This window comes from Rhizobium sullae (genome assembly GCF_025200715.1).
GTDB lineage: Bacteria > Pseudomonadota > Alphaproteobacteria > Rhizobiales > Rhizobiaceae > Rhizobium > Rhizobium sullae.
The window spans coordinates 2,184,716-2,211,319 of record NZ_CP104144.1 but is presented as its reverse complement, the minus strand read 5'-3'; the positions used below and the strand labels follow the sequence as shown (position 1 = coordinate 2,211,319).

Here is a 26,604-nt window from a genome sequence, read left to right as displayed (position 1 = left end):
CGAGATCTTGTTATTGAACGCAAAGCAGAAAATTTATTGACGCACGATAACATTTTATCTTACGTGAAGACAAGGCATTCGGGAGGCGCCTTGGCTTCATGCACATACCGAGATGACGGTCTCCGCTTTGCCTGGCGCAGGCCCGGGCGATACGTTTACCCGTCGGATCTGTGTGCAAGCGGCCGTCTTCCGTATCGGACGCTGATCGATGAACGGGCCAGGACCAAACATGAAGAATGCGGAACTGAAAATCGGCTGCCAGACCTTCACATGGGAAATGCTGGGCGAACGCTGGCGCGGTGGCCCCGACGACCTTGTACGCGCCATTGCCGATGGCGGATATTCGGGCATCGAAATCACCGACACGATGATCGGCCGGTACGCTGCGGCGCCCGACGCCTTCGCGCGCACGCTTCGAGAGGCGGGTCTGACGCTTGTCTCCTTCGCCTTCGGCTCGGGTAGCGGCTTCACGGTGCGGGAAAAGATTGACGTCGATGTCGATGCGGCCCGGCGTTGGATCGATTTCGCGGCGAACTTCTCCGGTGCGCTCGTCTCGATGGGATCGGCCACTATTGTCTCGGATGGTCCGCTTGCGGACAAATTCGCCATTGCGGCCGAATGCTACAACCGCGCGGCGGAGATAGGAAAAGCCGCAGGCGTCAGCGTTGCGGTTCATCCTTCGTCGCATCACAATACGCTCCTTTTCACACGGGAGGACTATGACAGCCTGTTTGCCCTTCTGGACCCGCAGGTGGGCTGGGTACCGGACACGGGCCATATTCTGCGCGGCGGCCAGACGATGTTCGACACCCTGGCCGCGTTCCGGGACCGTATACGCTACGTGCACCTGAAGGATGTCGATGCGAACGGCGCCTGGGCCATGCTGGGCGAGGGCGCTTGCGACGTGCAGGCCGTGATCGCGGCAGTTTGCGGCGCGCCGGCGTTCACCGGCTGGGTGGTGGTCGAGGAGGAATCGGACCGCGCCGGCTCCGATCCTGCCGCAGCGGTGCGCGCAAACCGCGAGACACTTCATCGCTTCGGGTTCTGATGGGTGGCCGCTGGCAAGTATTGTCGGGCACAGCGCATGGCCGCGGTTCATCGCTCCCTTTCCTGCGGGAAGGCCTGTTTCTCTCACGCGTAGCGGACCTCCACGCCCAGCTTTTCCAAGCGGTTGCGAATGCTGTGCGGCATGTTGCTGTCAGTGATGATGAGGTCGACGCGTGATAGCGAGAACGCCTTCGATGAGGCGCCAATGTCCCATTTGCTCGAATCGGCGACCAGGACGACACGACGCGCCATGCGCACCAAGTTGCGCTTTGTGCGCGCGATATCTTCCGAGATATCCACGACGTCAAAGGCGGGATCGATCGCATGAGCGCTGACAAAGGCCTGATGTGCCACGAGGCCGCCGACCGCCTTGTCGGAATCCGAGACGATCGTGCTGACTGTGCCGGGAAATACGCGCCCGCCGATCATGTGGACGTCCAGTCCTGGCCGGTACATAAGGTGTTGGGCGATGTTCATGGCCGTCGTCGCAACCACGACGTTGCTGACTGGCGGCATCTGCATGGCGACTTGCAGGAGGGTGGAGCCGCTGTCGAATACGATCGACTGGTTGTCGATGATCTGGCGGGCGGCCATCTGGGCGATCCGCCGCTTGGCGTCGAAGTTGCGCTGCATGCGTTCTTCGAAGGCGGCCGCGGGCGAGTCCGCCGGCAGGGCGATCGCGCCGCCGTGCGTTTTGATCAGCTGCTTCTTCCCGTCCATGATTTCGAGGTCCGACCGGATCGTCACCTCGGAGACGCCGAAGAGTTCGGCGAGTTGGCGCGTGCGCGCCTGACCCACCCGCTGGAGCTCCAGCATGATCTGATGTCGTCTTTGTACTGCAAGCATGGACTGCTCCGGCATAGCCTCTGGACGGCAACTGTGACTTTCGAAATTCGAAAACATTTTGCTTCTTTCGATTGCTTTCGATCGAGAACGCGACGGCCATACGCTAAAATTTACATCAAAAATCGTACGCCAAGAATGAAATGAAAGAAATCGAAATATTGAGTTTTGCTTTATTTTCGAGCTAGGCTCCCTCAAACCTCGGCGGCAGCAAACGTGAAGGAATTTTTGCCATGGGTCTCGGAACCAAAGTTCGCCTCTCTCGCCTGTTTTCCAATCCGTCGGGCAATCTGTTCGGGGGCGCGGTCGACCATTTCGTCGGCTATGGCAATGTGCGTGAAGGCGGCCTTGCGGACCTGCCGGGTGCGCTCAGGCGCGTCATGGCGGGCGGTCCCGATTACATCAGCATCCAGCCCGGCGCGGCACGCCACCTCTGGTCGGAATATGCGGGCAAGGCTGCACTCGTCGTCCAGGCTGGCTGCTTTACCGCCGACGACCGTATCCGCCAGCTCATCGCGACGCCCGAGGACGCCGTCCGCTACGGTGCGGACGCGCTGGCCGTTGCCATTCCGGTGCGCGGCAACACTGAAGGGGAGTATATCCGCTGGCTGACCGATACGGTGAACGCCGCCGCCCGGTTCGAAATGCCGGTGATCGCTCATATCTATCCGCGCGACTTTTCCAACGGCGGCAAGATCGTCTTTACGCCAGATGAAATCGCCTATGCCGTCCGCATTGGCTACGAAGCCGGCGTGGACGTCGTCAAGGTCGGCTATACCGGCGATTTTGCGTCGTTTCGCGACACGGTCGCGACCTGCCCCATTCCCGTCGTCATTGCCGGCGGCCCAAAAATGGAAACGCTGCTCGGCGCGCTTGTCCAGACGTCGGACGCGCTACGCGCAGGCGCCAGGGGCGCCGTGGTGGGCCGTAATCTCTGGGGGCACGGCGACACGACCAGGGCGGCCCGTGCCTTCAAGGCGGTCATTCACGACGGCACGGCGCCTGAAGAGGCGCTGGCGGCTGCCGGCGCTTGAGCCGTGTCCTGGCCTTTCCACGTTATGGGCTTCGGCGCCCTGGCAATTGACGACATCGTGTATGTCGATCGAGCACTGACGGCCGGCAAGGGAAAGGTCACAAAGCGCGTCACGGACCACGGCGGTAACGTCGCCACGGCGCTCGTCGCGGTCGTCCGTCTGGGCGGGCGTGCCGCCTTCGTCGGATGGCTCGGCGAACAGCCTTTGACGGATTTTGGCGGCAGCGAACTAGAAAGGGATGGCGTCGACATCTCCTTCGCGCCACGCCACGCCGATGCAGCGCCGATCCGGTCCGTCATCACGGTCGGTCCTGATGGCGACCGGTTCATCGCTTATGACGACGACGTCTTGCATGGCACATCGCAGGCGCTGCCGGACGAGGTTCTGACCCAGGCGCCGGTGCTGCTGATCGACGGCTATGCCACGCATTCCGAAGCAGTGGTTGCGCGTGCGCGGGCGCTCGGACTCATCGTGGTGGCAGATATCGAATGGACGGCCGGGCCGGCGACGGACGGGATCATCGCGCTTTCCGATCATCTCGTGCTGCCGCTCTCCTTCGGACGGACCTATGCCGGCGAAAACGATCCGGCGGCGATCCTGGACAAGCTCTGGTCGCCCGAGCGCTCTGCGGTGGTGCTTACCGATGGCGATCACGGGTCCTATCTCCGGCAGAAGGACGATGCGGCTGTTTGGCATGTTCCGGCCTACAGGGTGGAGGCCGTCGATACCACCGGTGCCGGGGACTGTTTTCACGGAGCCTATGCGCTTGCGCTTGCGCGCGGTGAAGTGCCGCTTGACTGCGTTGTCTACGCCACGACCGCCGCGGCGATTTCCGTCACGGCGCGGGGCGGCCGCAAGGGCCTGCCCGACGATGCTACATGCCGCGCCTGGATGGCGCGGGACGATGCGCCCGTGCCTGCTTCGATTGCGGGCTGATGGCAGCGACCGGGCCATTGCGCGTCCACCGATCCCCAAAAACGACCTCTCTGCGGTCGCCCGTGCAACCCAAAACGAGATAAAGCGCTTCGCGCAGGCCCAGTTCCGGGTCTTCAGAAAAAAATTACGCGCGTTAAGAAATAAAATGTCACGCATATAATTTTTTGAACTGTAATTCATTAACATTTACAAGGATATAGCTTACGCAAGATCATCTTTTAAATTTTCAGCGTGCGTTTTTGTGTTGACTTTGACGAGCGGCACTGCCCCTTTTATTTGAAAACCGGCAGATGGCGGAGAGGGCCGTTTGCGGCGTCGCGGCATATGGCGGGAGGAAACGACATGGCTGTAGTTGTGCTGGACAAGATCTGTAAGACCTATGGGAACAACTATCATGCGATCAAAGATTTGGACTTGACCATCAATGATGGCGAGTTCCTCATCCTAGTCGGTCCGTCCGGTTGTGGAAAATCGACGGCGCTGCGCATGATTGCCGGGCTCGAGGAGATTACCAGCGGAACATTGAGCATCGGCGGGCAGGATGTCGAGGATCTTCCTCCGAAGGATCGCGATATTGCCATGGTATTCCAGAGCTACGCGCTTTATCCGCACATGACCGTGTTCGACAATATCGCATTCTCGATGAGACTCGCGGGCAAGAGCAAGGCAGAGCGCACCAGGCGCGTCCATGAAATCGCGAAGGTCCTGCAACTGGAAATGCTACTCGACAGCAAGCCGGCGCAGCTTTCGGGCGGCCAGCGCCAGCGCGTGGCGATGGGGCGCGCCATGGTGCGTGAACCGGCCGCCTTTCTCATGGATGAACCGCTCTCCAACCTCGATGCGAAGCTGCGCGTCCAGATGCGGGCAGAAATCGCGAACCTCCAGCGCCAGCTTGGCGTCACGACGATCTATGTCACGCACGACCAGACCGAAGCGCTGACGATGGGCGACCGCGTGGCTGTCCTGAAGGGCGGCGTGCTTCAGCAGGTCGACACGCCCAAGGCGCTCTACAACCGGCCGGTCAACGCCTTTGTCGCGGGCTTCATCGGTTCGCCCTCCATGAACCTTTTCGAAGGGCGGGTGGAGGGCGGCAGCATCCAGTTGCCGAGCTTCTCGATCCCGTTGCCGGCCAATGTGCTCGAACGGGCGCCCGGTCTTCCCGCCTTCGAAGGCAAGACGGTGGTCTTCGGCATCCGTCCGGAAGACCTCTATGACAGCCGCCCGCCGTCGGGCGGTATCTATCCCACGATTCCAGCCCTGGTGAAGTCGATCGAGGAATTGGGATCCGAGCTGATCGTGCATCTGAACCTCGATGCCGTTCGCGTCGATTCCGGCGATCCCGATGCCGTCGAAGATCTGACTGGTGCCGCCAACGCCGTCGGGCGGTTCGAAGCGGCCAGCACGGTCCGGGCGGGCGAGCGGATCGACCTGGCCGTCGATCCGGCGAAGCTGCATTTTTTCGACCCGCAGACGCATATCGCGCTGTGAGGCCAAGGTCCGGCGCGATGGTGCCGTTCCTGCACGCAAATTCCTTCGGTGCCGTGACCGGTGCCGTTCCGCAACGATGAGACCAGGGTTACCGATGCCAGCAAAACAGGAACGACGTCTTCGCGTGGGCGTGCTTGGTGCAGGCCAGATTGCCCAGGCCGCCCATTTCGAAAGCTGCACCAAGGCGGCGAATGCCGACCTCTATGCGATCTGCGACGTCGCCGACGATCTTCGCGAGCGTATGGCGATCACGCACGGGGCGCAGAAATCCTACGACGACTATGACAGGATGCTTGCCGATCCGGACCTGGATGCGGTGATCATCGCGACGGCCGATGCCTTTCACGTCCCGGCGTCCATTCGAGCGCTCGAGGCTAGCAAGCATGTGCTTTGCGAAAAGCCGGTCGGCGTCACGGTAGAGGAATGCCTTGAACTGAAGGCCGCGGTCGAAAAATCCGGAAAAGTCCTCCAGGTCGGCCACATGAAGCGTTTCGATGCCGGCCTCCAGGCGGCGAAGTCGTTTATCCAGAATGAAATGGGCGAGATGGTAGCCCTCAAGGCTTGGTACTGCGATAGCACGCATCGCTATCCGATGACCGATGCGGTGCAGCCGCTGATCGTCAGCAGCGCCAATGCCCGCAAGCCCTCCGCCGATCCGAAGGCCGATCTCCGGCGCTACTACATGCTGGCACATGGTTGCCACTTGATTGATACGGCCCGCTATTTTGCCGGCGACATCGTGTCCGTCAATGCACGCCTCTCCGAACGGGCGGGCATCTGGTGCTGGTTCGTGGACGTGGAATTTGGCTCCGGCGCGCTCGGTCATCTCGACCTGACGGTACAGGTCCGCATGGACTGGCACGAAGGCTTCCAGATCTACGGCAAGAACGGCAGCATTCTCGGCAAGACCTATAACCCGTGGTACTACAAGACGAGCGAGGTGGACATTTTCCGCGAGGCCGATGGTGCGACGCACCGTGTGCTCGGCGCGGACGGTCATTTCTATCGCCGGCAGGTCGAAGGCTTCGCCCGCACCGTTCTTGACGGCGCGCCGATGGAGGGAGCCGACATCGACGACGGCCTCGCCTGCGTGCAGGCCATGGTCGCCATCGCCCGCTCCGCCGAAAGCGGCAAGGCCGTTGCACTGTCCGATGTGGCGGGTGGTGTTTGATGAAGCTCGGGATATTCGCCAAGACTTTTGGGGGGACGGAGCCGGGGTCGGTTCTCAAGACCGTCGCCGATGCGGGTTTCGCCTGCGCGCAGTACAACATGGCCTGCTCGGGCCTGCCCTCCATGCCGGACGTAATTTCCGAGGCGGAGGCGCGCGAGGTCGCGGATGCGGCCAAAAATACCTGCATAGAGATCGCCGCCGTGTCCGGCACCTATAATATGATCCATCCCGATCAGGAGGTGCGCCAGGCCGGTCATCGCCGGCTGTCGACGCTGGCGGAACGGTGCGGTGCCTTGTCGACGGGCCTCATCACACTTTGTACCGGCACGCGCGATCCCTTAGACCAGTGGAAGGCGCATCCCGATAACAACACACCGGAAGCCTGGCGGGACCTGCTCGAAGCCATGGAAACGGCAGTGGAGATCGCCGAACACTACGATGTCGATGTCGGCATCGAGCCCGAGCTCGCCAATGTGGTCAACTCGGCCGAAAAAGCGCGGCGGCTGATCGATGAGCTGCAGAGCCCGCGAATCAAGATCGTCTTCGATCCGGCCAACCTCTTCGAGATCGCGCCGCTCGGCGCGCAGAGATCCATCGTCTCGTCCGCCATCGATCTTCTGGCCGACCGCATCGTCATGGCGCATGCGAAGGATCGCAACCCGGACGGCAGCTTCACGACGGCCGGCAAGGGTGTTCTCGACTACGCGCATTATCTCGACGAGCTGAAGGCAAGCGGCTTTACCGGCAGCCTGATTGCGCACGGGCTCTCTGCCGTCGAAGCCAAGGGGGTCGCCGCCTTTCTCACCGAAAAACTCGCGCACATCCCTGCCGGAGCAGGGCGATGAGCGGGGCAGGGGTCTTCGAAACAAGCGACCGCACGCGCCTGAACGTCGACGTGGCGGGAGAGGGGCCGCCCATGATCTTCCTGCACGGATTGTGCGGGGATGCAGGCCAGACCGCGGAGGCCTTCCCGGCGGAGTCCGGGTTTCGCCGCATCACGATCGAGGCGCGCGGCCACGGCCACTCTGAGCCTGGCACATTGCAGCAACTGTCGATTGCCACCTTCACTAACGACGTCGTCGCCTACATCGAAAAAAACCTCGACGCACCGGTCGCCATCGGCGGGATTTCCATGGGCGCTGCGATTTCGCTTCGCCTGGCGGTCAAACGACCCGATCTGGTCAGGGCTCTGGCCATCGCAAGGTCGGCATGGCTGACCGCACCGGCGCCGGATAACATGATCCCCAATGCGGAGGTTGGACGTCTGCTCACGCAATTGCCCCTGGAAGAGGCAAAGGCAGCATTCCTAGCAGGGCCTGTCGGCGAACGCCTGGCCGTCGACGCCCCCGACAATCTGGCATCGCTTGTCGGGTTCTTCTTGCGAGAACCCATCGCGGTAACGGCTGCTCTTCTCACCGCGATTTCTAACGACGGGCCGGATGTCACAGACGCCGACGTGGCGCGCATCGCCGTCCCGACGCTCGTGATTGGCCACGAGCAAGACATCATCCATCCGATCGCCTACGCGCGCGCTCTCGCGAACTGGATCCCGGCGGCGCGCTTCGTGCAAATCACCCCGAAAGCTGAAAGCCGCACGCAATATGTTGCCGACTTCCGGCATGCCATGGGCACGTTTATGAAGGAGCTTTGAGACTATGAACGTCCCTTCCAAGACCTGGATTGCCGATCTTCCCACGAATCGGCTGATCGCGGAGTTTTCCGTCTGGTCGGCCGACCTCGTGCGGCTGGCGGATGATCTCGCCCGCGTCGATGCGCATGCGGACCTGCTGCATATCGACGTCGCCGACGGGCATTTCGCGCCAGCAATGCTGTTCTTCCCCGATCTCGTCGCTGCTGTCCGCAGTATTTCCGCGCGTCCGATCCACGTCCACCTCATGGTGGCCGACAGCATCGTGCTTTCGCAGATCGAACAGTTTGCCGAGGCCGGCAGCAACCTGATCAGCCTGCACGTGGAAAATGAAAGCGTTGCCGAGGCCGCCCTCGACCTCATCGCGCGCCGGGGCGTCGCGGCCGGCATGGTCCTGAAGGTGGAGACACCTGTAGAGCGCTTGCGCAAATATGCCGCCCGCCTGGATTTCGTGACGCTGCTTGGTACGGCGATCGGCGTCAAGGGTCAGGGCCTGAACGAAAAGGCCGGAGAACGCCTGCAAGAAGCGCAAAAGATCATCGCAGAATGCGGGGCGGCGCACCGGATCGTGCTGGCCGCCGACGGGGGCATTCGCGAGTATACCGTGCCTCTGCTTCGTCAGTCCGGGGCCGACACCGTCGTCCTCGGTTCGCTCGCGTTCAACGCGCCGTCGCTCGAGGAGCGCATGGCGTGGCTGCACGCCCTCTAGTGGTCCGGTTGCGAGATGAAGCAGATCGCCATCGGAATAGACCTGGGTGGAACGCAGGTTCGGGCCGCACTCGTCGACGAGCAGGGCAATATTCTTGCCCGCGCAGAGGACAGGACAGACGCGGCGGCCGGTCCTGAACGCGTGCTGTCTCAAATTCATGGCTTGGCCGAAGGCTTGCTTGCCGCATCTCCAACGGTGTCGGTGGTTGGTGTCGGCGTTTCCGCACCGGGCCCGATCGACACAGTCGCAGGTGTGGCAAGCGACGTGCCGACGCTTGCCGGCTTCGCCGGCTTTCCGCTAAAGGCAAAGTTGCAGGCACGCTTCCCGTTCCCCGTCAGCCTCGAAAACGATGGCATCGCGGCTGCGATCGGAGAATGGCGCTTTGGGGCGGGCAGGGCGCTCGACAATCTGGTCTATCTGACGGTCAGCACCGGCATCGGTGGCGGAATTGTCGCAGACGGCCGGGTGCTTCGCGGGCGCAAGGGCATGGCGGGCCATATCGGGCATATGTCAGTCATGCCCGACGGCGCACTTTGTCCCTGCGGCAACAGGGGATGCTTCGAAGCCTGCGGGTCGGGAACCGCCTTTACATTGCGCGCGCGCATGCGGGCTATCGAATGCGGCGAGACCGTCCTGGGACGTGACGGCGCCACGATCGACAGCCAGCATGTCTTTGCTGCCGCAAGACAGGGCGACCGCGTTGCGAACCAGTTGGTCGACGAGGAGGCGGAAATTCTGGGGCGGGGCATCATGAGCCTGGTCCATATCTTCAGCCCGGACATCGTTGTAATGGGCGGGGGCCTCTCGAATGAATTCGACCGGCTTCATCCGGGAATCGAGGCCTATATTGCCAGATGGGCCATGCCGGCCTTTAGGGACGTGAAGATCGTCCGGGCGGCAATGGGCCAGAACTCGGGCCTGGCAGGCGCGGCGGCGCTTGTTTTCCTGGCGGAGAAGTCGCCGCGGGATTATTCCCGTCAACCTCGCAAAACTTAGAGAACAAAGGACGTCGAGGACCAGGACCATCATGGCACAGGACAAGGCCTGTGGGGCCGCCGGACCCCAACCGCACCACCGAGCGCTATGGCGATGTGGATGTGAGCCAGTCAGGAAAACCGTCTTACGGAATCAATACCAGAATTGTCGGACGCCTGCTCGTCGTTGCCGGCGGCATCCCCGTCGAGAGGAGGTCGGCGCCATCGCCCTCAGTATGGGAACGCCCGTTCAGGATAGCGAATGTGCACAGGCAGGCTCGACATGTTCCTGAGCTCGCACCAGTTCGAGGATCAGCGGCCGACTAGCAAAACAGCGGCTGATATCTGCCCACCCCCAGGGGCGCACTCCATTTCAGTCGAAAAGTGTGCCCACCGTGAGCACAAAGAGGAAGAGCAGAGCCGCGAGTGCAGCAAGCAGTGCGATCTGACGATTTGCCTTGACGAGCACGCCGCGGCGCACACCTCGTTTCGGCCGTAAGCGATGCTTGCGAGCAGGAACAACGTTGGCGCTTGCGGCTTTCTTCTTTCCTGACGTGCCTGCCTCCCTGAGCGTTACCGGCAAATCGCCGATAACAATTTGAAATCTACAGGACCTTCAGGTTCTCGGCGGACGATTTGCCTGACCGGCGATCCTGAACGATCTCGTAGCTGACCTTCTGACCTTCGCTCAAGCTGGCAAGCCCCGAGCGCTCGACGGCGGAGATATGAACGAACGTGTCGGTCGATCCGTCGTCCGGCTGAATAAAGCCAAAGCCCTTGGCTTGGTTGAAGAACTTCACGGTTCCCGTTGGCATTTTGATCCTCGTCTATGGAAGCCTCGTGCAAATACATTGAAAGAAGGGTCGTGCGTTGGCAAGGGGCCACATCAGTGCCATCGTGTCATTTGCGTGAATATCCGCGATCGGAATGTTGATGGGCCATTTGGGTACCGGAGGTGGAGCGAGGCCTGTCATCATGAAGACCGTACGGATTGCTGCGGCCCAGACGCCTGAGTTCCGAGACCAGATTGAAGCTGCGACCCAACATGCGATTGATGCTGTGGGTCAGGCCGAGGAGAACAACACGTCTCTGATCTGCTTCCCGGAGTGCTTTCTTCAGGGCTATCTGACCGACGAACTCTCAGCCCGACGGGTCGCCGTCGATCTCCGATCAGACGTCTTCGGTTCCGTGTTGCGACGGCTCTCCAAAGCGCGGCCGATGATCGTGTTCGGATTAATCGAAATAGAGGATGGGCGAATATTCAATACCGCCGTCGTCGTGAAACGCGGGGTCCTTGTCGGCCGCTATCGCAAGCAGCACCTTCTCGATCGCGAGCAGGCGGTGTTCGACGTAGGAAATGACGCCCCTATCTTCGAAGTCGATGGCCTGCGTTTCGGAATCAACATCTGCTACGATACCAACTTTCCCGAGGCGGCGCGGAAGGTCGCCGAACTTGGAGCATCGCTGATTGTCTGCTGCGCAAACAACATGATGCCACGGCAAAAGGCCGAAGCTTTCAAGGATTTGCACAATGCCGTGCGAGGTGATCGATGCCGTGAGACGGGGCTATGGATCATATCCGCAGACGTGACCGGCGAGCGGGACGAGCGTATTGCCTGGGGACCAACCGCTATCCTGAATCCGGAAGGCCAAGTTGTGGCGCAGCTTTCCCTTGGCGAACCGGGACTGCTGTTTTTCGATATCCCTTGTGGCGAGTGACGGATCGATAAGTCGATGAATGGCCGTCCTCATCACGTGAATTCGGTCGTTGATCGTGCGCTGGAAGTCGGTAAGCTGAATTTTGACGGGAATTTTCAGCAACCTATTCCACGGTCACCTCATGCTCATTATCTTCGGCGGTCTGCCTGGCAGTGGAAAGACGACGATTGCCCGCGCTTTGGCGCAGCGGCTGAGTGCTATCCATGTGCGCGTCGATACCATCGAGCAAGCAATCCGCGCTTCCGGAGTGGCAGATGACGTCGGACCTGCAGGCTACATCGTTGCTTACGGCATTGCCGGAGATAATCTGGCCCTCGGCAGAACGGTCATCGCGGACTCCGTCAATCCACTCCAAATCACCCGGGTATCCTGGCTTTCGGTCGCGCAAGCTGCGGGCGTGACGGCGGTGGAGGTCGAGGTGGTATGCTCAGATGAAGCGGAGCACCGCAAGCGTGTTGAAACACGCGTCACCGACGTCGAAGGTTTCGTGAAGCCTACATGGCAAGAAGTTTCCGAAAGAGCGTATGACGAATGGCACGGCCCGATTGTCATCGATACGGCTTCAAAAACCGTGGAGGCTGCCGTTGATGAACTGGTCGTGCGATTGAATGGCGGATGACGCGATGCGGTTAGCCTGAGAGCCAACCGTCGGTCGAAATAGATCATCGTCAGCAGCGAGGAGGTTTCGAATGCTCCACGCTGCTGTTGATTTAGGTGACAAACGACCGGGGCAACGATCGCCATTCCAATTGCATAGAATACGTATGACAGGCAATTCAATAGAGAGACATAGGGCCGTGAAGCAATTCACCTTCTCAGATATGAACCGCGCTTCGGAGGAAATCCTCGAGGCGGCTTTGGTCGAGCCTGTCACCCTGACGAAGCGCGGTAAGGAAAAGCTCGTATCCTTACCGCTGAGCAATACCGTAAGCTCATCGGTCGTTCCCACACCGCTGCATACGGCCTGATGGATGCTCCCGAAGACATCCACGAGGAACTTATGACCGGTCTTGAGGAAATTATCGAGGGCGACACTGCTTGAGCCTAGGCAGATCGTCCGCTATTCTACCTGTGGAGACGCCTTGATGCAGTTCGCCCGGGGTACCGGCTATCCAGCGTCGGCGATATCAGCGAAGGGAAGCCAGATCGACGTCTCCTAATGCGAACTTCATGCGCGACTTTGTGAATCGCGAAACGAGGCTCAGGCAACGTGCGCTCAGACCCCCTCACGCTGGGTGCGCAGATTGGAAACGACACGCCGGTTCTGCACCTTGCACGAGCGCTCCGTGCAGTCGCGGACGTCGCGGTCCTTGCCGTAACCCTTGGCCCACATTCGCCTAGCGTCCACGCCCTTCGAGGCGAGATAGGCCATCGCCGCATCGGCGCGCTTCTGCGACAGCGCCTCCATTTTGGATGCGGAACCGGAATCGTCGGCAAATCCCTGCAGCTTGAGCAGCCAAATTGGGTTCTTGTTGAGCCAAATGGCTTGATTATCCAACGTTGCCATGGCGACGGAGTCGAGCGTGGCGGAGTCCTCCGTGAAGTAGATCCGTCGGCCGACATTGAGGATAAAATCCTCTTCGCTGCCAGCCGTGATGTTCTCGAAACCGGGCGCTGGATCGTTGGTCTGACCAGTCATTGGCGCCGCAGTAGGTTCTTCCACCGAGGCGATATCGGTGGTGGTGCAGGCGGCGAGCGCCAGGAGCATGGCCGCGGCCGCAAGGCGTCCCGCGTATCCGGTCGGAGCAGACATCAGGGTTGTATTCCTCATTCGACCGGGGTTGTGACGCTGACCTGAGCGGCGTTTTCAGCCTGGTCGGCTATATGCGGCAAGACCTGCACGGCGGTGCCGATGGGGCAACGCTGGTAAAGATCGATGGCGTCTTCGTTGAACATGCGGATACAGCCGCTGGAGGCATCCCTACCTATGCTCCCGGGCTCAAGCGTGCCATGGAAGCGATAGCCGGTGTCGACGCCGTCGCGAAGCAGGTACATGGCGCGGGGGCCGAGTGGATTCTTCGGCGAGCCTCCCGCCACGAATTCGGGCAGTTCGGGATGGCGCTTGCGCATCTCCGGCGGCGGCGTCCAGCGCGGCCAAAGTGATTTGCGGTCGATCGTGGCGCGGCCAAACCATTTGAAGCCCTCGCGGCCGACGCCGACGCCGTAGCGGATGGCTGTCTTGTTTTCCATGATCACGTAGAGAAAATGGTGCCTTGTATCGACAACAACGGTCCCGACCGGCTCACTGCTGAAATATTTGACAACCTGGCGGTGCCATTGCTTGTCGATCTTGGCGAAGTTGGTCTTTCGGAACGTCACCCCATTGTCGACCTCGGTGCCGGCAAAATAGGAAGAGGCCAAGGCGAGCGCCGGTTTCTGCACCGCGCCGGTGCCAAGTAACGCCAAACCACCAAGCAAAATATCCCTGCGCGTCCGCACCATCGGCAATATCCCCCTGAAAGCCAAGCAGCGAAGTGTCAATAAATCAGATTTTTCATTTGCTACAACCGAAAATTCGTCTCCTTCCGAAAGGCCGAGATCGAGTTGCAGCTGAGTTGGATCTGCATCGCCCTGATCGTTACTCAGGGAGGATAACATTACAGTCATTGCCTCCATTACCGTATCGACGGCAAAACGGGTGGTAGCTAACGCAAGCCCTGGCTTATGTCCTGCAGTTCGCAACATTTCGAATGCAGGCCCTACAGCTATTTGTCAGCATCATCCCCGTTCCGGAGCGCGCGCCAGGCTGACATCATAGCGAGCAACAAGAACAACCCTGCGAAACCGGCCCACAGAGAACCGCCTTGCGTTAGATTATCACCACCGGGAGTGAGGCAACTGGATAATGCTTGGGATATGCAATCTCGAAACTTCCAGTACCTTTCATAGAATAACCATCCAGAAAAAATCGACATAAACGTTAAAACTATGACTGAAACGAATTTCATTTTGTTCCTGCTATCATCTCGTCTCACCGACTAGGGAAATGTCACCCGTTTGAATTTGCTAATGTTGATGGGTGCGACCAATTTGACCTGCCACTGCGAATTTCCTCCAGAATGAATTAGCGTTCCGGCCTATTAATGGACGGACGAATAGTCAATCCGGGAGCCGCGGCACTGATCAATGTATATCGTTCATCGGCCTCTTTGGTTGCAATCCCGTCGCCGGTCGTTGCATCTTTCTTTTCGCACGCCGCACGCCGCACGCCGCACGAAGCGCACGAAGGCGAGATCAGCGTGTTGAGCGGCTCGGCCGCGTCGCTCAGCACGCGCGATTGCGCCGCGCGGAGAATCGGCAGAGTCGCCTCGTCGAGCAGTCCGACCTGCGCCAGCACCGAGGCCTGGTCCCAATAGATGTGCTCGCTTTCAACCCGGCTGTCCTGGAAGCCCTTCTCATGACCAAGGGCGCGTCAGGAAAGTTGACTTCGTAGATGCATTCACCATATAAATACTACGACAACCAAAAAGGAGGCCGACATGGCCCGTGAACATCCAGCTTCGAGCCTGGTGCTCAACATTCATGCCGATCCGGATTCCGTCCAGGCAGCTTTCCTCCGTCGAGCGATGTCGGCATTGGAGCGCATTTCCGCGAATGTGTCGACGAAGACCCTGACGGATGCGCTCGCCGCCCCGACCGACGCCGGCTCCCTCGCCCAGCTTCTCAGCCGCTCCGATATCATTGGATCGGCAGTGACCGATCTCGATCCCCTGGTCCCGGCGCTGGCCCGGAATGTCGAACATCGCCAGCGCTTGCTCAAGCTCGCCGGCGGCGTGTTGTCCGCAGACGAGGCCGGACGGACGCTGGGTATCACCAGACAGGCGGTCGACAAGAGACGGCGGTCGAATACCATGCTGGCTGTGCGCGAAGGAAGTGACTGGCGCTACCCTGCTTGCCAGTTCGATGAGGGTGAGGTGGTTGCCGGGATCGCCGATGTCGTGCGTGGCTTTGCATCAGCAGGTCCCTGGGCGACACTGGACTTTTTGCTGGCGCCTGACACGGTGCTTGGCGGGCGCTCGCCCCTGGAGATGCTGCGCGGCGGCGAGCCGGACGCGGTCCTGCGGCTTGTCCGTGCCAATGGATCGGATGGCTTTGCCTGATGCCGGCGGGACGCATCCGTCAGCGTGGTCCTTCCGGCGCTGCCCTGCCACCTCCTGACTGGCTCAACACCAAGTCCCTGCCGATCGACATATTGCCCGCTGGACAGCTTCTTCATCGCATCCACCGTTCGACGTTCTCCCCGATCTTCTTCGGACCGGGAAAAGGCATCGCTCCAACCAACCGCTTCGACAGCGTGAGCGGTCGCTTCGGAATTCTCTATGTCGGAATGACCCGAAGCGGCGCATTGGCAGAGACGATCCTGCGCAATCCGCAGCGCCTGATGGTGGCTGCAACGGAGATCACCGATCGGGCTGCAACTGAGCTCAGCTCTCAAAGGGAACTTCGCATTGTGCGCATGCACGGGACGGGATTGCAAGCGCTCGGCACGGACAATGCGATTTCGACGGGTCCGTATGAGCCATGCGGGCTATGGGCCGATGCACTTTGGGACCATCCGGACAGTCCGGATGGCATCGCCTACCAATCGAGGCACGATCCCGGCGAGATCTGCGTTGCTCTGTTCGAGCGTGCGGACCTCGCGATTATGATCAGCGGAACAAAGCTCCTGACGGCCATGCTCAAGGACGTCGCAGATCTGCTCGACGGCTATGGTAAATCGATATCGCACGGCGCATGACAAAATGGCCAAAAGCCACGTTTGAAAAGCGGCGTCTTTGCGTTCTCGCAATATCACCGTGGCGCTGCGCGACGAGGCAGTAGGAGACCACGGTCGCCGCCAGCCGGGGGAAGTATTCCCATGGGACGGGGTCATTCCGACCATGGCTCCCAGCGGCGAGAACGGAATGTAAATTCCCATGGCCCCCACGAGCGTCGACATCTTTATCCAATAAAATCAGTGGCGTAGTACCGCAGGTGAAAATCGGGTTGGCCGACCCTCGCAACCAATCGCGATAGGGAGATTGGCTGTTCTCGACGTCGATAGCGTTTCGAAACGTGAAATTACGATCTGCCCACTGCAAGCGATTTTCTTCTGGATGAATCGACGGGCGGCTTTCTCCGCGGCTCAGACGGCTTCCAGCAGCTTGAGCGCCAAGCTGAGAGGTTGCGTGCGAAACCGGAAATCAACAGGGAGCGTCTAGAAGAGGGAAACTTGACGTCACGGCCATTCTACGCCGGCGTCAGGGCTCTGATAGAAAACCCGCCCGCCAGTGACAATGAGAAAGTCGTTCAGCAACTCAGGCAGATGACCGGTCCCATCAGGGTAACCCCCAGGAAAAAGCCGCAATTAGTGGAAGTCTGCCTTGGCGGCGCAGTTCGCGGCCCCACATAATCAGTACGGCAAGGCAAACTTCAGGCTCCGTCGAGTTGTACGTTGGATAGTTGCAGCCAAGGCGGGTTGTCGGCGTACATCTCGCGAATGAGCTGCTTGATCTCTCCGATCCTTCCTTTGGCGTCGTCGCGTCTGAAACTCATGATGACCGGCGACGTGGCGTTCTCGTCCTTTATGGTGCGGTAGCACACGTCGTCGGGTCTTTGCCGCTGCGACGCCGCGGGAATGATGCACAAGCTCACCCCGGCTGCCACGATACCCAATGCGGTCTGGATTTCACGGACCTCTTCCACGCTGCCAGGAGAAATGCCTTGCTCGGTTAACATGTTGAGGATCTCGTCGGCAAAGCTCGGACGCGGCGCCGATGGATAGACGATGAGCGGTTCACCCTCCAGTTCGGCAAGCGCGATTGGGTCCGAGGAGAGCGATTTCGGATGCCCCTTGGGGAAAGCCACAACCAGTCGTTCCTCTCGAAGCGTCAGCCTCTCGACCTCCCGATCGTTGAAGCGAACCCTGCCGAAGCCAAGGTCGATCCGCCTCTCCTTGAGAGCGGTGACCTGCTCGGTCGACATCATTTCGCGGATCTCGATGTCGAGTTCCGGCCAGCGCTGGCGCATGCGGCGGACAAGGTCCGGCATGCCGCCATAAAGGGTCGAGCCGACGCAGCCGATGACATACCGCTCCCGCTTGGACAAGCCGATCTTGCGCGTCTGCTCTCGCATGTGCTCGGTTCGGGCAATGATCTGTCCAGCCTGTTCGTAGAAGAAGCGGCCGGCTTCCGTCAGATCGAGAGGACGGTTCGACCGGTCGATAAGCAGAACGCCCAGTTCGTCTTCCAATTGCTGGATCTGTCGGCTGAGGGGCGGCTGCGCGATATGCAGGATGTCCGCGGCACGCGAGAAGTTCCGCTCGCGCGCGACAGCAAGAAAATAGCGCAGCTGTCTCAGTTCCATCATCATACCTTTCAGGTATCAAAACCAACTTTTATAGTTTTGGACTGATTTTAAACTGGACGCTAGTTTCCTCGTAATCAAAGGAGAGAAGCCTGGTGTCTACGGAAATCCGCGTCAGCGCAATCGAGACGATTATGCTCGATCTGCCCACCATCCGGCCCCATCGGCTGTCGATGGTGACCATGAACCGGCAGAGCATGACGATCGTCCGTGTCCGTTGCTCTGACGGCTTCGAGGGGCTCGGAGAGGGGACGACGATCGGCGGTCTCGCTTATGGGCCGGAAAGTCCGGAAGGCATGAAGTTGACGATCGACGAGTATATCGCGCCACTGCTGATCGGCCGTGATGCGACACGCATACAGGCTGCCATGGACCTCGTCGTCAAATCCGTAAAGGGAAATCACTTCGCCAAATGCGCGGTCGAGGCCGCCCTGCTCGATTGCCATGCGCGCCGCCTTAGTCTGCCGATGTCGGAACTGCTCGGTGGACGCCGCCGCGACAGCCTGCCGGTCGCCTGGACGCTCGCCTCCGGCGACACTGCCAAGGACATCGATGAGGCGCAAGCCATGCTCGATCGGCGGCGGCACAAGGATTTCAAGCTGAAGATCGGCGTAAAATCGGTTGAAGATGATATCCGCCATGTAAGTTCAATCCGCAAGGCATTGCCGGACTTGGCCACCATCCGGGTCGACGTGAACATGGCGTGGCGGGAGCGGGAGGCGCGCAAGGCAATCCAGGCTCTGGCCGACGCCGGTTGTGTGCTGGTCGAACAACCTGTGCCGGGGATCGCACCGCTCGCCCGTTTGCGGCGGACTTCCCCGATAGCCATCATGGCAGACGAGGTGCTGGTTGGACCTGAGAGCGCGCTCGAGGCGGCGACTGCGCGGGCTGCCGACGTGTTCTCGATCAAGATCGAGCAGGCGGGAGGGCTGTTTGCCGCCGCCCGGGTGATCGCGATCGCGGAAGCCGCGGGCGTCAGCATTTATGGCGGTACCATGCTGGAGGGACCGGTCGGCACGATCGCCGCCTCTCAGTTGATGGCAGGCGTCAAGGAACTGGAATGGGGCACCGAGTTCTTCGGTCCCCTGCTTCTGACCGAAGAAATCCTGGAGGAGCCGCTTCGCTTCGAGAACTTCGAGCTGCAATTGCCAAAGGGTCCCGGACTCGGAGTAACGCTCGCCGAGGAAGCCGTCAATCGTTTCCGCAGGGATGGCAAGCACGCTTCGACCTTGCGCGTGGTGGGGTGAGATCATGCTGTTTCATGTACGGATGGATGTGCGCATTCCCCATGATCTGCCCTCGAAGGAAACGGCGGAGATCATTGCACGGGAAAAGGCCTATTCGCAGGAACTGCAGCGCAGCGGCAAGTGGCGGCACATCTGGCGCATCGCCGGCGAGTACGCGAACTACAGCGTCCTCGACGTGAATGACAACGTGGAGTTGCATGAGATTTTGTCCGGCCTGCCGTTATTCAAGTTCATGGACATTGAGGTGACGCCGCTGCTGCGGCATCCCAATGCCATCCGCGAGGACGATACCTAGAACCTTCGTCAGCGGGTTTCCCGGGAGGACGGGGAACAACTGCAGTTTCAAAAGAATCCAAGTGGAGGAATCAATATGAGTGTAAAGATTTTCGAAAGACCGGACATTCAGGACTTTCTGAAGGTCCTGAGCGGCCTTGACAAGGATGGCGGCAATCCGCGCGTCAAGCTGATCGTCCATCGCATAATGTCGGACCTGTTCAAGGCCATCGACGATCTCGACATCACCCCCGACGAATATTGGACCGGCATCGCCTGGCTCAACGAGATTGGCGCCGCCGGCCAGGCTGGCCTGATCTCACCCGGTCTCGGCCTTGACCATTTCCTCGATGAGCGTCTCGACGCAATCGATGAGGCACTCGGCATCAACAACCCCACCCCGCGCACGATCGAAGGTCCGCTCTACGTCGCCGGTGCGCCCGTGTCGCATGGTTTTGCCCGTCTTGACGACGGCACCGATGCCAACGGGCATACCCTGATCATGCATGGTACTGTCTATGGCGCCGACGGCAATCCGCAGCCGGGCGCCACGGTCGAAGTCTGGCACTGTGATACCCGTGGCTTCTATTCGCACTTTGACCCGACGGGAAAGCAGGCGCCGTTCAATATGCGCCGCACGATCGTCGCCGACGAAAAGGGCTGTTACAAGTTCCAGAGCATCGTGCCGCACGGCTATGGCGTGCCGCCAGGCAGCCCGACCGAACAACTGCTAGACGCACTCGGCCGCCACGGCCAGCGACCGGCGCATATCCACTTCTTCATCAGCGCCGATGGCCACCGCAAGCTGACGACGCAGATCAACATCGAGGGCGACCCGCTGGTCAATGACGATTTCGCCTATGCGACCCGCGACGGTTTGGTTCCGGCCGTCATCGAGCGGAGCGACGAGGCCAGCATCAAGACAAATGGTTTGACCGGTCCGTTTGCGGAGATCGAATTCGACATCTACCTGACGGCCCTGGTGGACGGCGCCGACAACCAGATCAACGAGCAGCGCAAGCGCGCAGCCGCCTGAGCGGAATACCGGCGGCCCTGATGGGCCGCCACCCTGACAACATCGTCATCAACGACTTGTGTGCAAAGGCTGCGCTCCGCAACGCGCCCTTTGCGGGAGGTAGGTCATGTCTGCGATTATCGACAAAGCCCGGGATCTTGATCAACTGCTTGCAACCGCGGTGCAAGACGACAAGGAGGCCGGCATATTCCGCTGCCGCCGCGACATCTTCACCAACGAAGACCTGTTCGAGCTGGAGATGAAGCACATCTTCGAGAGCAACTGGGTCTATCTTGCCCATGAGAGTCAGATCCCGGAGAACAACGACTACTACACAACTTATATCGGCCGTCAGCCGGTGGTCGTGACGCGCGACAAGAACGGCGAACTCCACGCTGTCATCAATGCCTGCGCCCATCGCGGCGCGATGCTGTGCCGGCGCAAGCACGGCAACAAGGGCAGCTTCACCTGTCCCTTCCACGGATGGACCTTTTCCAACACCGGCAAGCTGCTCAAGGTCAAGGACGAGAAGACCACGCAGTATCCTGAGCAGTTCGCGAAAGACGGCTCGCACGACTTGAAGCGCGTTCCCCGTTTCGAAAGCTATCGTGGCTTCCTGTTCGGCAGCCTCAAGCAGGACGTGGCGCCGCTCCAGGACTATCTCGGCGAGACAAAGGTCATCATCGACCAGATCGTCGATCAGGCGCCGAACGGGCTGGAAGTGCTGCGGGGCAATTCGTCCTACATCTACGATGGCAACTGGAAGTTGCAGATGGAGAACGGTTGCGACGGCTATCACGTCAGCTCCGTGCACTGGAACTACGCCGCCACCATGGGCCGGCGCAAGGAAGAGGGCACGAAGGCGGTCGATGCCAACAGCTGGAGCCGGTCCGTCGCAGGCGTCTACGGGTTCGAGAACGGCCACATCCTACTGTGGACCAATACCATGAACCCCGAGGTCCGCCCCGTCTACGACCAGCGCCACGAAATCAAGGCACGCGTCGGCGAAGACAAGACAGATTTCATCGTCAACCAGACCCGCAATCTCTGCCTCTATCCGAACGTGTTCCTCATGGACCAGTTCAGCACGCAGATCCGAGTCACCCGCCCGATCAGCGTCGACAAGACCGAGATCAGCATCTTCTGCTTCGCGCCGAAGGGCGAAAGTGCTTCGGACCGTGCACTGCGCATCCGCCAGTACGAGGATTTCTTCAACGTGTCCGGCATGGGCACGGCTGACGACCTGGAAGAATTCCGCGCATGCCAGGCCGGCTATGCAGGCACGGCCGCGCTCTGGAACGACCTGTCGCGCGGCGCGCCGCTCTGGATCGATGGCCCTGACGAGAACGCCAGGCGCATGGGCATCGAGCCGCTGCTTTCCGGCGAGCGCAGCGAGGACGAGGGCCTGTTCGTCCGCCAGCACGAATACTGGGCGAAGGTGATGCGCAAGGCGCTCGTCGCCGAGAAGGACGGAGCGGTCGCATGAGCATGTCCCACGAAACCATCTGCGCCTTTCTCTATAAGGAGGCGCGTCTGCTGGACGATCGCGAGTGGGATGAATGGCTGACCTGCTACGCACCCGACGTGACCTACTGGATGCCGGCCTGGGACGATGACGACCAGATCACCGAGGATCCGCAGTCGCAGATTTCGCTGATCTACTATCCGAGCCGCGACGGCCTGGAAGACCGGGTGTTCCGCATCAAGACCGAGCGTTCAGGCGCCTCTACGCCGGAGCCGCGCACGAGCCACAATGTGACCAATGTCGAAGTACTGGAGGTCCGCGGCGACGAGACGGACGTGCGCTACAACTTCCACACGTTGAACCATCGCTACAAGGTCACCGACCAGTTCTTCGGAACCATGTTCGTCACCCTGCGCCAAAGCGGCGACGGGCTGCTGATCACCAACAAAAAGATCGTGCTGAAGAACGACTACATCCGCCAGGTCATCGACGTCTATCACATCTGAGGAACGTCGCCGGCCGGTACAAAGACTGCTGAGGAGGGTTGCATGGCCTGCTACAGGATTGCATTGAACTTTGAGGACGGGGTGACCCGCTTCATCAATTGCAAGGACGGCGAGAAGGTTCTCGATGCCGCCTTCCGCAACAAGATCAACCTGCCGATGGACTGTTCCGACGGCGTGTGTGGCACCTGCAAGTGCCGGGCCGAGAGCGGCAGCTACGACCTTGGCGACGACTTCATCGACGACGCGTTGACGGCCGACGAAGCGGAGAGCGGTCTGGTGCTGACCTGCCAGATGAAGCCATCGTCGGACTGCGTGATCGCGGTCCCGACGATCTCGGTCTCCTGCAAGACCGGACAGCAGAAATTCACTGCCAGGGTGACGCGCGTGAGCCCGCACAACGACGCGGCCATCATGTTGGAGCTGGACGCGGACTCCGCGCCTGCCTTCCTGCCCGGCCAGTACGTCAATATCGACGTGCCGGGCAGCGGGCAGCATCGCTCCTACTCGTTCAATTCGGCGCCGGGCGAGCGGCGCATCGGCTTCCTCATCAAGAAGATACCCGGCGGGCTGATGAGCAGTTGGCTGGAGCGCGCCGAGATCGGCACGAAGCTTGAGCTCACAGGGCCGATGGGCAGCTTCTACCTGCGGCAGGTCAAGCGCCCGCTGTTGTTTCTGGCCGGCGGCACAGGTCTCGCGCCGTTCCTGTCGATGCTGGAGGTGCTGGCACGCGAGAACGCGCAGCAGAAGATCCACCTGATCTATGGCGTGACGCGCGATCTCGACCTGGTGCTGGTCGACGAGATCGAGGCCTACAAGGCACGCCTGACCAACTTTACCTTCGCGACGGTGGTGGCCGAGGAGGCGTCGGACCATCCGCGCAAGGGCTGGGTCACCCAGCACATGTCGGCCGAGGTGCTGAATGGCGGCGACGTCGACGTTTACCTCTGCGGTCCGCCGCCGATGGTGGATGCGGTGCGCCACTATTTCGACGACAACGGAGTCAAGCCGAACAGCTTCCACTACGAGAAGTTCACGCCCAATGCGTCAGCAAAGGAAGCGGCATGAGCGGTGCGCGCTTCACGGGTCGTTTTGCCAGCAAGGTGCTGGTCGTTACCGGCGCGGCCCAGGGCATCGGCCGCGCCGTGGCAATTCGGGCGGCGGAGGAGGGCGGTAAGGTGCTGTTCGTGGACCGCGCTGATTTCGTCGCAGAGGTCGCGACCGAGGCTGGCAGGGGCGAAACCGCCGCCTTCAGCGCCGATCTGGAAACTTATGAGGGAGCCGCGGCAGCCATGGGCTTTGCTGCCGAGACATTCGGCGGCGTCGACATCTTGATCAACAATGTCGGCGGCGCCATCCGCATGCGGCCCTACGGCGAATTCGAGCCGCAGCAGATCGATGCGGAAATCCGTCGCTCGCTGATGCCGACGCTCTACTGCTGTCACGCCGTGCTGCCGCATCTTTTCGCGCGCGGCGGTGGCACGATCGTCAACGTGTCTTCCAATGCCACGCGCGGCATTCATCGCTTGCCCTATTCGGCGGCCAAGGGCGGCGTGAACGCCATCACACAGTCGCTGGCCATGGAACTGGCGGAGCGCAACATCCGCGTGGTTGCCACAGCGCCGGGCGGGACCGAGGCGCCGCCGCGCCGCATTCCGCGTAACGCTGTAGGCGATAGCGAGGCCGAAAAGAGCTGGATGGCCGAGGTCGTCGGGCAGGTGAAGCAATCCAGCTTCATGAAGCGATACAGCACCATCGAGGAGCAGGCCGGGCCGATCCTGTTCCTGGCCTCAGACGAGGCGTCCTACATCACCGGGAGCGTGTTGCCGGTCGCCGGCGGCGATCTCGGCTGAGAACTTGAGACTGAATGCGTAACGACTCGAGGAGGAGCGATGATGCGCACAATCGATGTAAATGAAGCCATAGACCGGAGCCCATTTGGTAGCTTTCAGTGGACAGTGGTCGCGCTCTGCGCGCTGCTGCTGATCGTCGACGGCTACGACGTCTTCGTCGCGGGCACCGTGCTGCCGACGCTGATCGCGGAGTGGGGGCTTACCAAGCCGCAAGCCGGCGCCCTGCAAGCCTGGGCGCTGTTCGGAATGATGTTCGGAGCCCTCATCTTTGGGCCGCTGGCGGACAGGATCGGTCGGAAGAAAGGCATCGCGATCAGCTTCCTGCTGTTCACCGTAGCCACTCTTCTCACAGGCTTTGCGAGTTCGCCGGGCGAGTTCAAAGTCTTTCGTTTCTTTGCCGGTCTCGGCTGCGGCGGGCTGATGCCGAACGCCGTAGCGCTGATGAACGAATATGCGCCGAAACGCCTTCGCGGGACCATGGTCGCGCTGATGTTCTCCGGGTACTCGGTCGGCGGTATGGTTGCGGCGGGACTTGGCATCGGCATGATCCCGCAATATGGCTGGCAACCGATGTTCTTTGTCGCCGCGGTTCCGCTGCTTATGCTGCCGCTCATCCTGTGGAAACTGCCGGAATCGCTGGGATTCCTCATTCGTCAGGGAAAGCAGGAGCAGGCGAGGCGGATCTATGCCAGGATCAATCCGGCCCTGGAGCTGGGCAGTTCCGACATTCTCGTTTTCTCCGAGACCAAGGGTGCATCGGCATCCGTTTCCGAACTGTTCCGCCATGAACGCGCCTTGCGCACGGTCATGCTCTGGGTGTCTTTCTTCTGCTGCCTTCTGCTTGTCTACCTCCTGTCATCCTGGTTGCCGAAGGTCCTGCAGGAAGCCGGTTATGCCGAGAAGGCCAGCCTGCTCAGCCTTTTCTCGCTCAACTTTGGCGGCATGGCCGGTGCCATCGCCGGCGGCTGGCTCGGCGACCGGCTGGGCTTGCCGAAGGTCGTCGTCGGCTTCTTCGTCGTCGCGGCCCTGTCGATCGCGATGATCGGCTTCAACCCGCCGGCGGGACTGCTGTTTCTCCTAGTGTTTATTGCTGGCGCCACGACCATTGGCACACAGATCCTCCTCTATGCCAGCGTGGCGCAGCTCTATAATCTCTCGGTGCGCTCGACCGGCCTGGGCTGGGCCTCAGGCGTCGGCCGGATCGGTGCGATTGTCGGCCCGACCCTTGGGGGAGCGCTTCTGGCAAACGAACTCCCGCTTCAGCAGAACTTCCTGATCTTCTCCATCCCGGCGGCGGTCTCGGCTCTGGCGATGCTGGTGTTCGCGATAAGCAATGCGCGCCGTTCAAGCGAGGCGCAGCTCGTCCCTGCATGAGGAAGCACGGCGGGTGCGGACAGCTTCGCGCGGCCGCCGTGAACTGATGCCCTACGCGATTGCGGTAACGTTGAGTAGCGAAGCCGGCGGGAGCTGGGCTTCCGACATTGAGAAGATACGAGATGGCTTTTCTGAATCTTCCCGGCCACCGCCTGCACTACTGCATCGACGGCGACACTCGTGGCGATCAGGGTAAACCTTGGTTGATGTTCTGCAATTCGCTAGGCACCGATCTCCATATGTGGGATCGCCAGATACCCGAATTGTCGCGGCATTTTCGCATATTGCGGTACGACAGGAGGGGCCATGGCATGTCCTCCACTACTCCTGCGCCTTATGCGTTGTCAGACCTTGGTGGCGATGCAGTTGCGCTGCTCGATGCGCTTAACATAGAGCAGGTGCATTTCTGCGGTTTGTCGATCGGCGGCCTGACCGGGCAATGGTTGGGCATTCACGTCGGAAAGCGCCTCGGCAAGATCGCTTTATGTGCGACTGCAGCCAAGATCGGCACCACAGAAAGCTGGGGAGCACGTATGGCCGTCGTAAGAGAGAACGGTCTTGCGACGCTGGCTGCTGCAACAGCAGAACGCTGGTTTACCCCCTATTTCCATGCCGCCACACCTGCAACTGTTGCCACGATACTCGACACCTTTGTCGCAACCTCGGCCGAAGGATATATTGGCTGTTGCGCAGCGCTCGGGCAGGCCGACTTGCGCGAAGACCTCCAACGCATCGTCAATCCCGTGCTTGCCGTTTCAGGAGATGACGACCCGGTGTGCCCGCCCTCAGATCTTGAAGACATTGCCAATAACGTTCAGCATGGCCGGCATATGTCATTGCGGGGGAGACACATCGTCAATATCGAGTCAGCATGTGCGTTCAACGCTGCGCTTTTGGAGTTCTATAGATAGCAAGCCATTTGCTCAGTCCAATGTGAGACTTTGGGCGGACACATACGGC

29 protein-coding genes and 1 pseudogene are annotated in these 26,604 nt (G+C 60.6%); 23 read left to right on the top strand and 7 right to left on the bottom strand.

The annotated features are described in order from the left end of the window. The first annotated feature begins 229 nt into the window (after window positions 1-229). Window positions 230-1,048 (top strand): sugar phosphate isomerase/epimerase family protein, encoded by an 819-nt coding sequence (locus N2599_RS31395; protein ID WP_027509194.1) that lies wholly within the window; start codon window positions 230-232, stop codon window positions 1,046-1,048. A gap of 83 nt (window positions 1,049-1,131) precedes the next feature. Here the strand turns inward: N2599_RS31395 and N2599_RS31390 are convergent, their stop codons facing one another. After that, window positions 1,132-1,893 carry a DeoR/GlpR family DNA-binding transcription regulator gene (locus N2599_RS31390; protein WP_027509195.1) on the bottom strand — a complete coding sequence of 254 codons (762 nt, stop codon included), beginning with the start codon at window positions 1,891-1,893 and terminating at the stop codon, window positions 1,132-1,134. A 230-nt stretch (window positions 1,894-2,123) separates the two neighbouring features. On the opposite strand from N2599_RS31390, the gene N2599_RS31385 reads away from it, so the two are divergent. The 8 genes from N2599_RS31385 (at window position 2,124) to N2599_RS31350 (ending at window position 9,872) form a co-directional block, all read left to right on the top strand. Further along, a complete protein-coding gene (locus N2599_RS31385) occupies window positions 2,124-2,924 on the top strand; it encodes a class I fructose-bisphosphate aldolase (RefSeq protein WP_027509196.1) in 801 nt (266 codons plus the stop codon). 3 nt (window positions 2,925-2,927) lie between these two features. Further along, a complete protein-coding gene (locus tag N2599_RS31380; RefSeq protein ID WP_027509197.1) occupies window positions 2,928-3,860 on the top strand; it encodes a PfkB family carbohydrate kinase in 933 nt (310 codons plus the stop codon). Between the two features lie 342 nt (window positions 3,861-4,202). Continuing rightward, on the top strand, window positions 4,203-5,348 hold the full coding sequence (locus N2599_RS31375; RefSeq protein ID WP_027509198.1) for an ABC transporter ATP-binding protein: 1,146 nt from the start codon (window positions 4,203-4,205) through the stop codon (window positions 5,346-5,348). Between the two features lie 94 nt (window positions 5,349-5,442). Continuing rightward, on the top strand, window positions 5,443-6,519 hold the full coding sequence (locus N2599_RS31370) for a Gfo/Idh/MocA family protein (protein ID WP_027509199.1): 1,077 nt from the start codon (window positions 5,443-5,445) through the stop codon (window positions 6,517-6,519). Then, window positions 6,519-7,364 (top strand): sugar phosphate isomerase/epimerase family protein, encoded by an 846-nt coding sequence (locus tag N2599_RS31365; protein ID WP_027509200.1) that lies wholly within the window; start codon window positions 6,519-6,521, stop codon window positions 7,362-7,364. Before N2599_RS31370 ends, N2599_RS31365 begins: the two co-directional genes overlap by 1 nt. Beyond that, the gene (locus N2599_RS31360; RefSeq protein WP_027509201.1) at window positions 7,361-8,170 is read left to right on the top strand and encodes an alpha/beta fold hydrolase; all 810 of its coding nucleotides are present in this window, start codon (window positions 7,361-7,363) and stop codon (window positions 8,168-8,170) included. The genes N2599_RS31365 and N2599_RS31360 overlap by 4 nt, the downstream gene beginning before the upstream one ends. A 4-nt stretch (window positions 8,171-8,174) precedes the next feature. After that, on the top strand, window positions 8,175-8,876 hold the full coding sequence (locus tag N2599_RS31355) for a ribulose-phosphate 3-epimerase (RefSeq protein WP_027509202.1): 702 nt from the start codon (window positions 8,175-8,177) through the stop codon (window positions 8,874-8,876). 15 nt (window positions 8,877-8,891) lie between these two features. Further along, window positions 8,892-9,872 (top strand): ROK family protein, encoded by a 981-nt coding sequence (locus tag N2599_RS31350; RefSeq protein WP_027509203.1) that lies wholly within the window; start codon window positions 8,892-8,894, stop codon window positions 9,870-9,872. Between the two features lie 583 nt (window positions 9,873-10,455). Here N2599_RS31350 and N2599_RS31345 read toward each other — a convergent pair. After that, on the bottom strand, window positions 10,456-10,665 hold the full coding sequence (locus tag N2599_RS31345) for a cold-shock protein (protein WP_027509204.1): 210 nt from the start codon (window positions 10,663-10,665) through the stop codon (window positions 10,456-10,458). A 160-nt stretch (window positions 10,666-10,825) separates the two neighbouring features. Between N2599_RS31345 and N2599_RS31340 the strand changes: the two genes are divergently transcribed. From N2599_RS31340 to N2599_RS31330, 3 genes are all read left to right on the top strand, one after another. Beyond that, window positions 10,826-11,569: a carbon-nitrogen hydrolase family protein gene (locus N2599_RS31340; RefSeq protein WP_027509205.1), complete on the top strand. Its 744-nt coding sequence runs from the start codon at window positions 10,826-10,828 to the stop codon at window positions 11,567-11,569. A gap of 121 nt (window positions 11,570-11,690) precedes the next feature. After that, a complete protein-coding gene (locus N2599_RS31335) occupies window positions 11,691-12,188 on the top strand; it encodes a P-loop nucleotide/nucleoside kinase family protein (protein ID WP_027509206.1) in 498 nt (165 codons plus the stop codon). Window positions 12,189-12,366: 178 nt separating this feature from the next. Further along, on the top strand, window positions 12,367-12,537 hold the full coding sequence (locus N2599_RS31330; protein ID WP_244914728.1) for a hypothetical protein: 171 nt from the start codon (window positions 12,367-12,369) through the stop codon (window positions 12,535-12,537). Window positions 12,538-12,785: 248 nt separating this feature from the next. Here the strand turns inward: N2599_RS31330 and N2599_RS31325 are convergent, their stop codons facing one another. The 3 genes from N2599_RS31325 to N2599_RS31315 form a co-directional block, all read right to left on the bottom strand. After that, window positions 12,786-13,322 carry an OmpA family protein gene (locus tag N2599_RS31325; RefSeq protein ID WP_027509207.1) on the bottom strand — a complete coding sequence of 179 codons (537 nt, stop codon included), beginning with the start codon at window positions 13,320-13,322 and terminating at the stop codon, window positions 12,786-12,788. A gap of 14 nt (window positions 13,323-13,336) precedes the next feature. Then, window positions 13,337-14,011 (bottom strand): L,D-transpeptidase, encoded by a 675-nt coding sequence (locus N2599_RS31320; RefSeq protein ID WP_027509208.1) that lies wholly within the window; start codon window positions 14,009-14,011, stop codon window positions 13,337-13,339. A gap of 622 nt (window positions 14,012-14,633) precedes the next feature. After that, the gene (locus N2599_RS31315) at window positions 14,634-14,906 is read right to left on the bottom strand and encodes a hypothetical protein (RefSeq protein ID WP_027509209.1); all 273 of its coding nucleotides are present in this window, start codon (window positions 14,904-14,906) and stop codon (window positions 14,634-14,636) included. A gap of 142 nt (window positions 14,907-15,048) precedes the next feature. Here N2599_RS31315 and N2599_RS31310 point away from each other — a divergent pair, with 142 nt between their 5' ends. Beyond that, a complete protein-coding gene (locus N2599_RS31310; RefSeq protein ID WP_027509210.1) occupies window positions 15,049-15,669 on the top strand; it encodes a hypothetical protein in 621 nt (206 codons plus the stop codon). Continuing rightward, window positions 15,669-16,307, top strand: a complete 639-nt coding sequence (locus N2599_RS31305) for an RES family NAD+ phosphorylase (RefSeq protein ID WP_027509211.1) — start codon at window positions 15,669-15,671, stop codon at window positions 16,305-16,307. The genes N2599_RS31310 and N2599_RS31305 overlap by 1 nt, the downstream gene beginning before the upstream one ends. Window positions 16,308-16,371: 64 nt before the next feature. Here the strand turns inward: N2599_RS31305 and N2599_RS31300 are convergent. Together N2599_RS31300 and N2599_RS31295 are read right to left on the bottom strand one after the other, a co-directional pair. After that, window positions 16,372-16,508: pseudogene (locus N2599_RS31300) on the bottom strand (hypothetical protein); the annotation flags it as partial. Window positions 16,509-16,981: 473 nt separating this feature from the next. Continuing rightward, a complete protein-coding gene (locus N2599_RS31295; protein WP_027509212.1) occupies window positions 16,982-17,914 on the bottom strand; it encodes a LysR family transcriptional regulator in 933 nt (310 codons plus the stop codon). Window positions 17,915-18,009: 95 nt separating this feature from the next. Between N2599_RS31295 and N2599_RS31290 the strand changes: the two genes are divergently transcribed. The 9 genes from N2599_RS31290 to pcaD all read left to right on the top strand — a co-directional run bounded on the left by N2599_RS31290 (window position 18,010) and on the right by pcaD (window position 26,555). Continuing rightward, window positions 18,010-19,161, top strand: coding sequence for a muconate/chloromuconate family cycloisomerase (locus N2599_RS31290; protein ID WP_027509213.1), 1,152 nt, complete (start codon window positions 18,010-18,012; stop codon window positions 19,159-19,161). 4 nt (window positions 19,162-19,165) lie between these two features. Further along, a complete protein-coding gene (catC, locus tag N2599_RS31285) occupies window positions 19,166-19,456 on the top strand; it encodes a muconolactone Delta-isomerase (RefSeq protein ID WP_027509214.1) in 291 nt (96 codons plus the stop codon). A gap of 75 nt (window positions 19,457-19,531) precedes the next feature. Continuing rightward, the gene (gene catA / locus N2599_RS31280) at window positions 19,532-20,470 is read left to right on the top strand and encodes a catechol 1,2-dioxygenase (RefSeq protein ID WP_027509215.1); all 939 of its coding nucleotides are present in this window, start codon (window positions 19,532-19,534) and stop codon (window positions 20,468-20,470) included. Between the two features lie 106 nt (window positions 20,471-20,576). Beyond that, the gene (locus N2599_RS31275; RefSeq protein WP_027509216.1) at window positions 20,577-21,935 is read left to right on the top strand and encodes a Rieske 2Fe-2S domain-containing protein; all 1,359 of its coding nucleotides are present in this window, start codon (window positions 20,577-20,579) and stop codon (window positions 21,933-21,935) included. Continuing rightward, window positions 21,932-22,420 (top strand): benzoate 1,2-dioxygenase small subunit, encoded by a 489-nt coding sequence (gene benB / locus N2599_RS31270; protein WP_027509217.1) that lies wholly within the window; start codon window positions 21,932-21,934, stop codon window positions 22,418-22,420. The genes N2599_RS31275 and benB overlap by 4 nt, the downstream gene beginning before the upstream one ends. Window positions 22,421-22,462: 42 nt before the next feature. Continuing rightward, window positions 22,463-23,485 carry a benzoate 1,2-dioxygenase electron transfer component BenC gene (benC, locus tag N2599_RS31265; RefSeq protein WP_027509218.1) on the top strand — a complete coding sequence of 341 codons (1,023 nt, stop codon included), beginning with the start codon at window positions 22,463-22,465 and terminating at the stop codon, window positions 23,483-23,485. Beyond that, complete coding sequence (benD, locus tag N2599_RS31260) at window positions 23,482-24,270, top strand: benzoate diol dehydrogenase BenD (RefSeq protein WP_027509219.1); 789 nt, start codon at window positions 23,482-23,484, stop codon at window positions 24,268-24,270. The genes benC and benD overlap by 4 nt, the downstream gene beginning before the upstream one ends. A gap of 42 nt (window positions 24,271-24,312) precedes the next feature. Further along, window positions 24,313-25,644, top strand: coding sequence for an MFS transporter (locus N2599_RS31255; protein WP_027509220.1), 1,332 nt, complete (start codon window positions 24,313-24,315; stop codon window positions 25,642-25,644). 122 nt (window positions 25,645-25,766) lie between these two features. Beyond that, window positions 25,767-26,555, top strand: a complete 789-nt coding sequence (pcaD, locus tag N2599_RS31250; RefSeq protein ID WP_027509221.1) for a 3-oxoadipate enol-lactonase — start codon at window positions 25,767-25,769, stop codon at window positions 26,553-26,555. Window positions 26,556-26,604: the final 49 nt, after the last annotated feature.

Excerpts from the sequence above, each read along its gene's own strand:
- N2599_RS31395 (WP_027509194.1), top strand. The coding sequence starts at position 230 with ATGAAGAATGCGGAACTGAAAATCGGCTGCCAGACCTTCACATGGGAA.
- N2599_RS31390 (WP_027509195.1), bottom strand. The coding sequence starts at position 1,893 with ATGCTTGCAGTACAAAGACGACATCAGATCATGCTGGAGCTCCAGCGG.
- N2599_RS31385 (WP_027509196.1), top strand. The coding sequence starts at position 2,124 with ATGGGTCTCGGAACCAAAGTTCGCCTCTCTCGCCTGTTTTCCAATCCG.
- N2599_RS31375 (WP_027509198.1), top strand. The coding sequence starts at position 4,203 with ATGGCTGTAGTTGTGCTGGACAAGATCTGTAAGACCTATGGGAACAAC.
- N2599_RS31370 (WP_027509199.1), top strand. The coding sequence starts at position 5,443 with ATGCCAGCAAAACAGGAACGACGTCTTCGCGTGGGCGTGCTTGGTGCA.
- N2599_RS31365 (WP_027509200.1), top strand. The coding sequence starts at position 6,519 with ATGAAGCTCGGGATATTCGCCAAGACTTTTGGGGGGACGGAGCCGGGG.
- N2599_RS31360 (WP_027509201.1), top strand. The coding sequence starts at position 7,361 with ATGAGCGGGGCAGGGGTCTTCGAAACAAGCGACCGCACGCGCCTGAAC.
- N2599_RS31355 (WP_027509202.1), top strand. The coding sequence starts at position 8,175 with ATGAACGTCCCTTCCAAGACCTGGATTGCCGATCTTCCCACGAATCGG.
- N2599_RS31350 (WP_027509203.1), top strand. The coding sequence starts at position 8,892 with ATGAAGCAGATCGCCATCGGAATAGACCTGGGTGGAACGCAGGTTCGG.
- N2599_RS31345 (WP_027509204.1), bottom strand. The coding sequence starts at position 10,665 with ATGCCAACGGGAACCGTGAAGTTCTTCAACCAAGCCAAGGGCTTTGGC.
- N2599_RS31340 (WP_027509205.1), top strand. The coding sequence starts at position 10,826 with ATGAAGACCGTACGGATTGCTGCGGCCCAGACGCCTGAGTTCCGAGAC.
- N2599_RS31335 (WP_027509206.1), top strand. The coding sequence starts at position 11,691 with ATGCTCATTATCTTCGGCGGTCTGCCTGGCAGTGGAAAGACGACGATT.
- N2599_RS31325 (WP_027509207.1), bottom strand. The coding sequence starts at position 13,322 with ATGTCTGCTCCGACCGGATACGCGGGACGCCTTGCGGCCGCGGCCATG.
- N2599_RS31320 (WP_027509208.1), bottom strand. The coding sequence starts at position 14,011 with ATGGTGCGGACGCGCAGGGATATTTTGCTTGGTGGTTTGGCGTTACTT.
- N2599_RS31310 (WP_027509210.1), top strand. The coding sequence starts at position 15,049 with ATGGCCCGTGAACATCCAGCTTCGAGCCTGGTGCTCAACATTCATGCC.
- N2599_RS31305 (WP_027509211.1), top strand. The coding sequence starts at position 15,669 with ATGCCGGCGGGACGCATCCGTCAGCGTGGTCCTTCCGGCGCTGCCCTG.
- N2599_RS31295 (WP_027509212.1), bottom strand. The coding sequence starts at position 17,914 with ATGGAACTGAGACAGCTGCGCTATTTTCTTGCTGTCGCGCGCGAGCGG.
- catC (WP_027509214.1), top strand. The coding sequence starts at position 19,166 with ATGCTGTTTCATGTACGGATGGATGTGCGCATTCCCCATGATCTGCCC.
- catA (WP_027509215.1), top strand. The coding sequence starts at position 19,532 with ATGAGTGTAAAGATTTTCGAAAGACCGGACATTCAGGACTTTCTGAAG.
- N2599_RS31275 (WP_027509216.1), top strand. The coding sequence starts at position 20,577 with ATGTCTGCGATTATCGACAAAGCCCGGGATCTTGATCAACTGCTTGCA.
- benB (WP_027509217.1), top strand. The coding sequence starts at position 21,932 with ATGAGCATGTCCCACGAAACCATCTGCGCCTTTCTCTATAAGGAGGCG.
- benC (WP_027509218.1), top strand. The coding sequence starts at position 22,463 with ATGGCCTGCTACAGGATTGCATTGAACTTTGAGGACGGGGTGACCCGC.
- benD (WP_027509219.1), top strand. The coding sequence starts at position 23,482 with ATGAGCGGTGCGCGCTTCACGGGTCGTTTTGCCAGCAAGGTGCTGGTC.
- N2599_RS31255 (WP_027509220.1), top strand. The coding sequence starts at position 24,313 with ATGCGCACAATCGATGTAAATGAAGCCATAGACCGGAGCCCATTTGGT.
- pcaD (WP_027509221.1), top strand. The coding sequence starts at position 25,767 with ATGGCTTTTCTGAATCTTCCCGGCCACCGCCTGCACTACTGCATCGAC.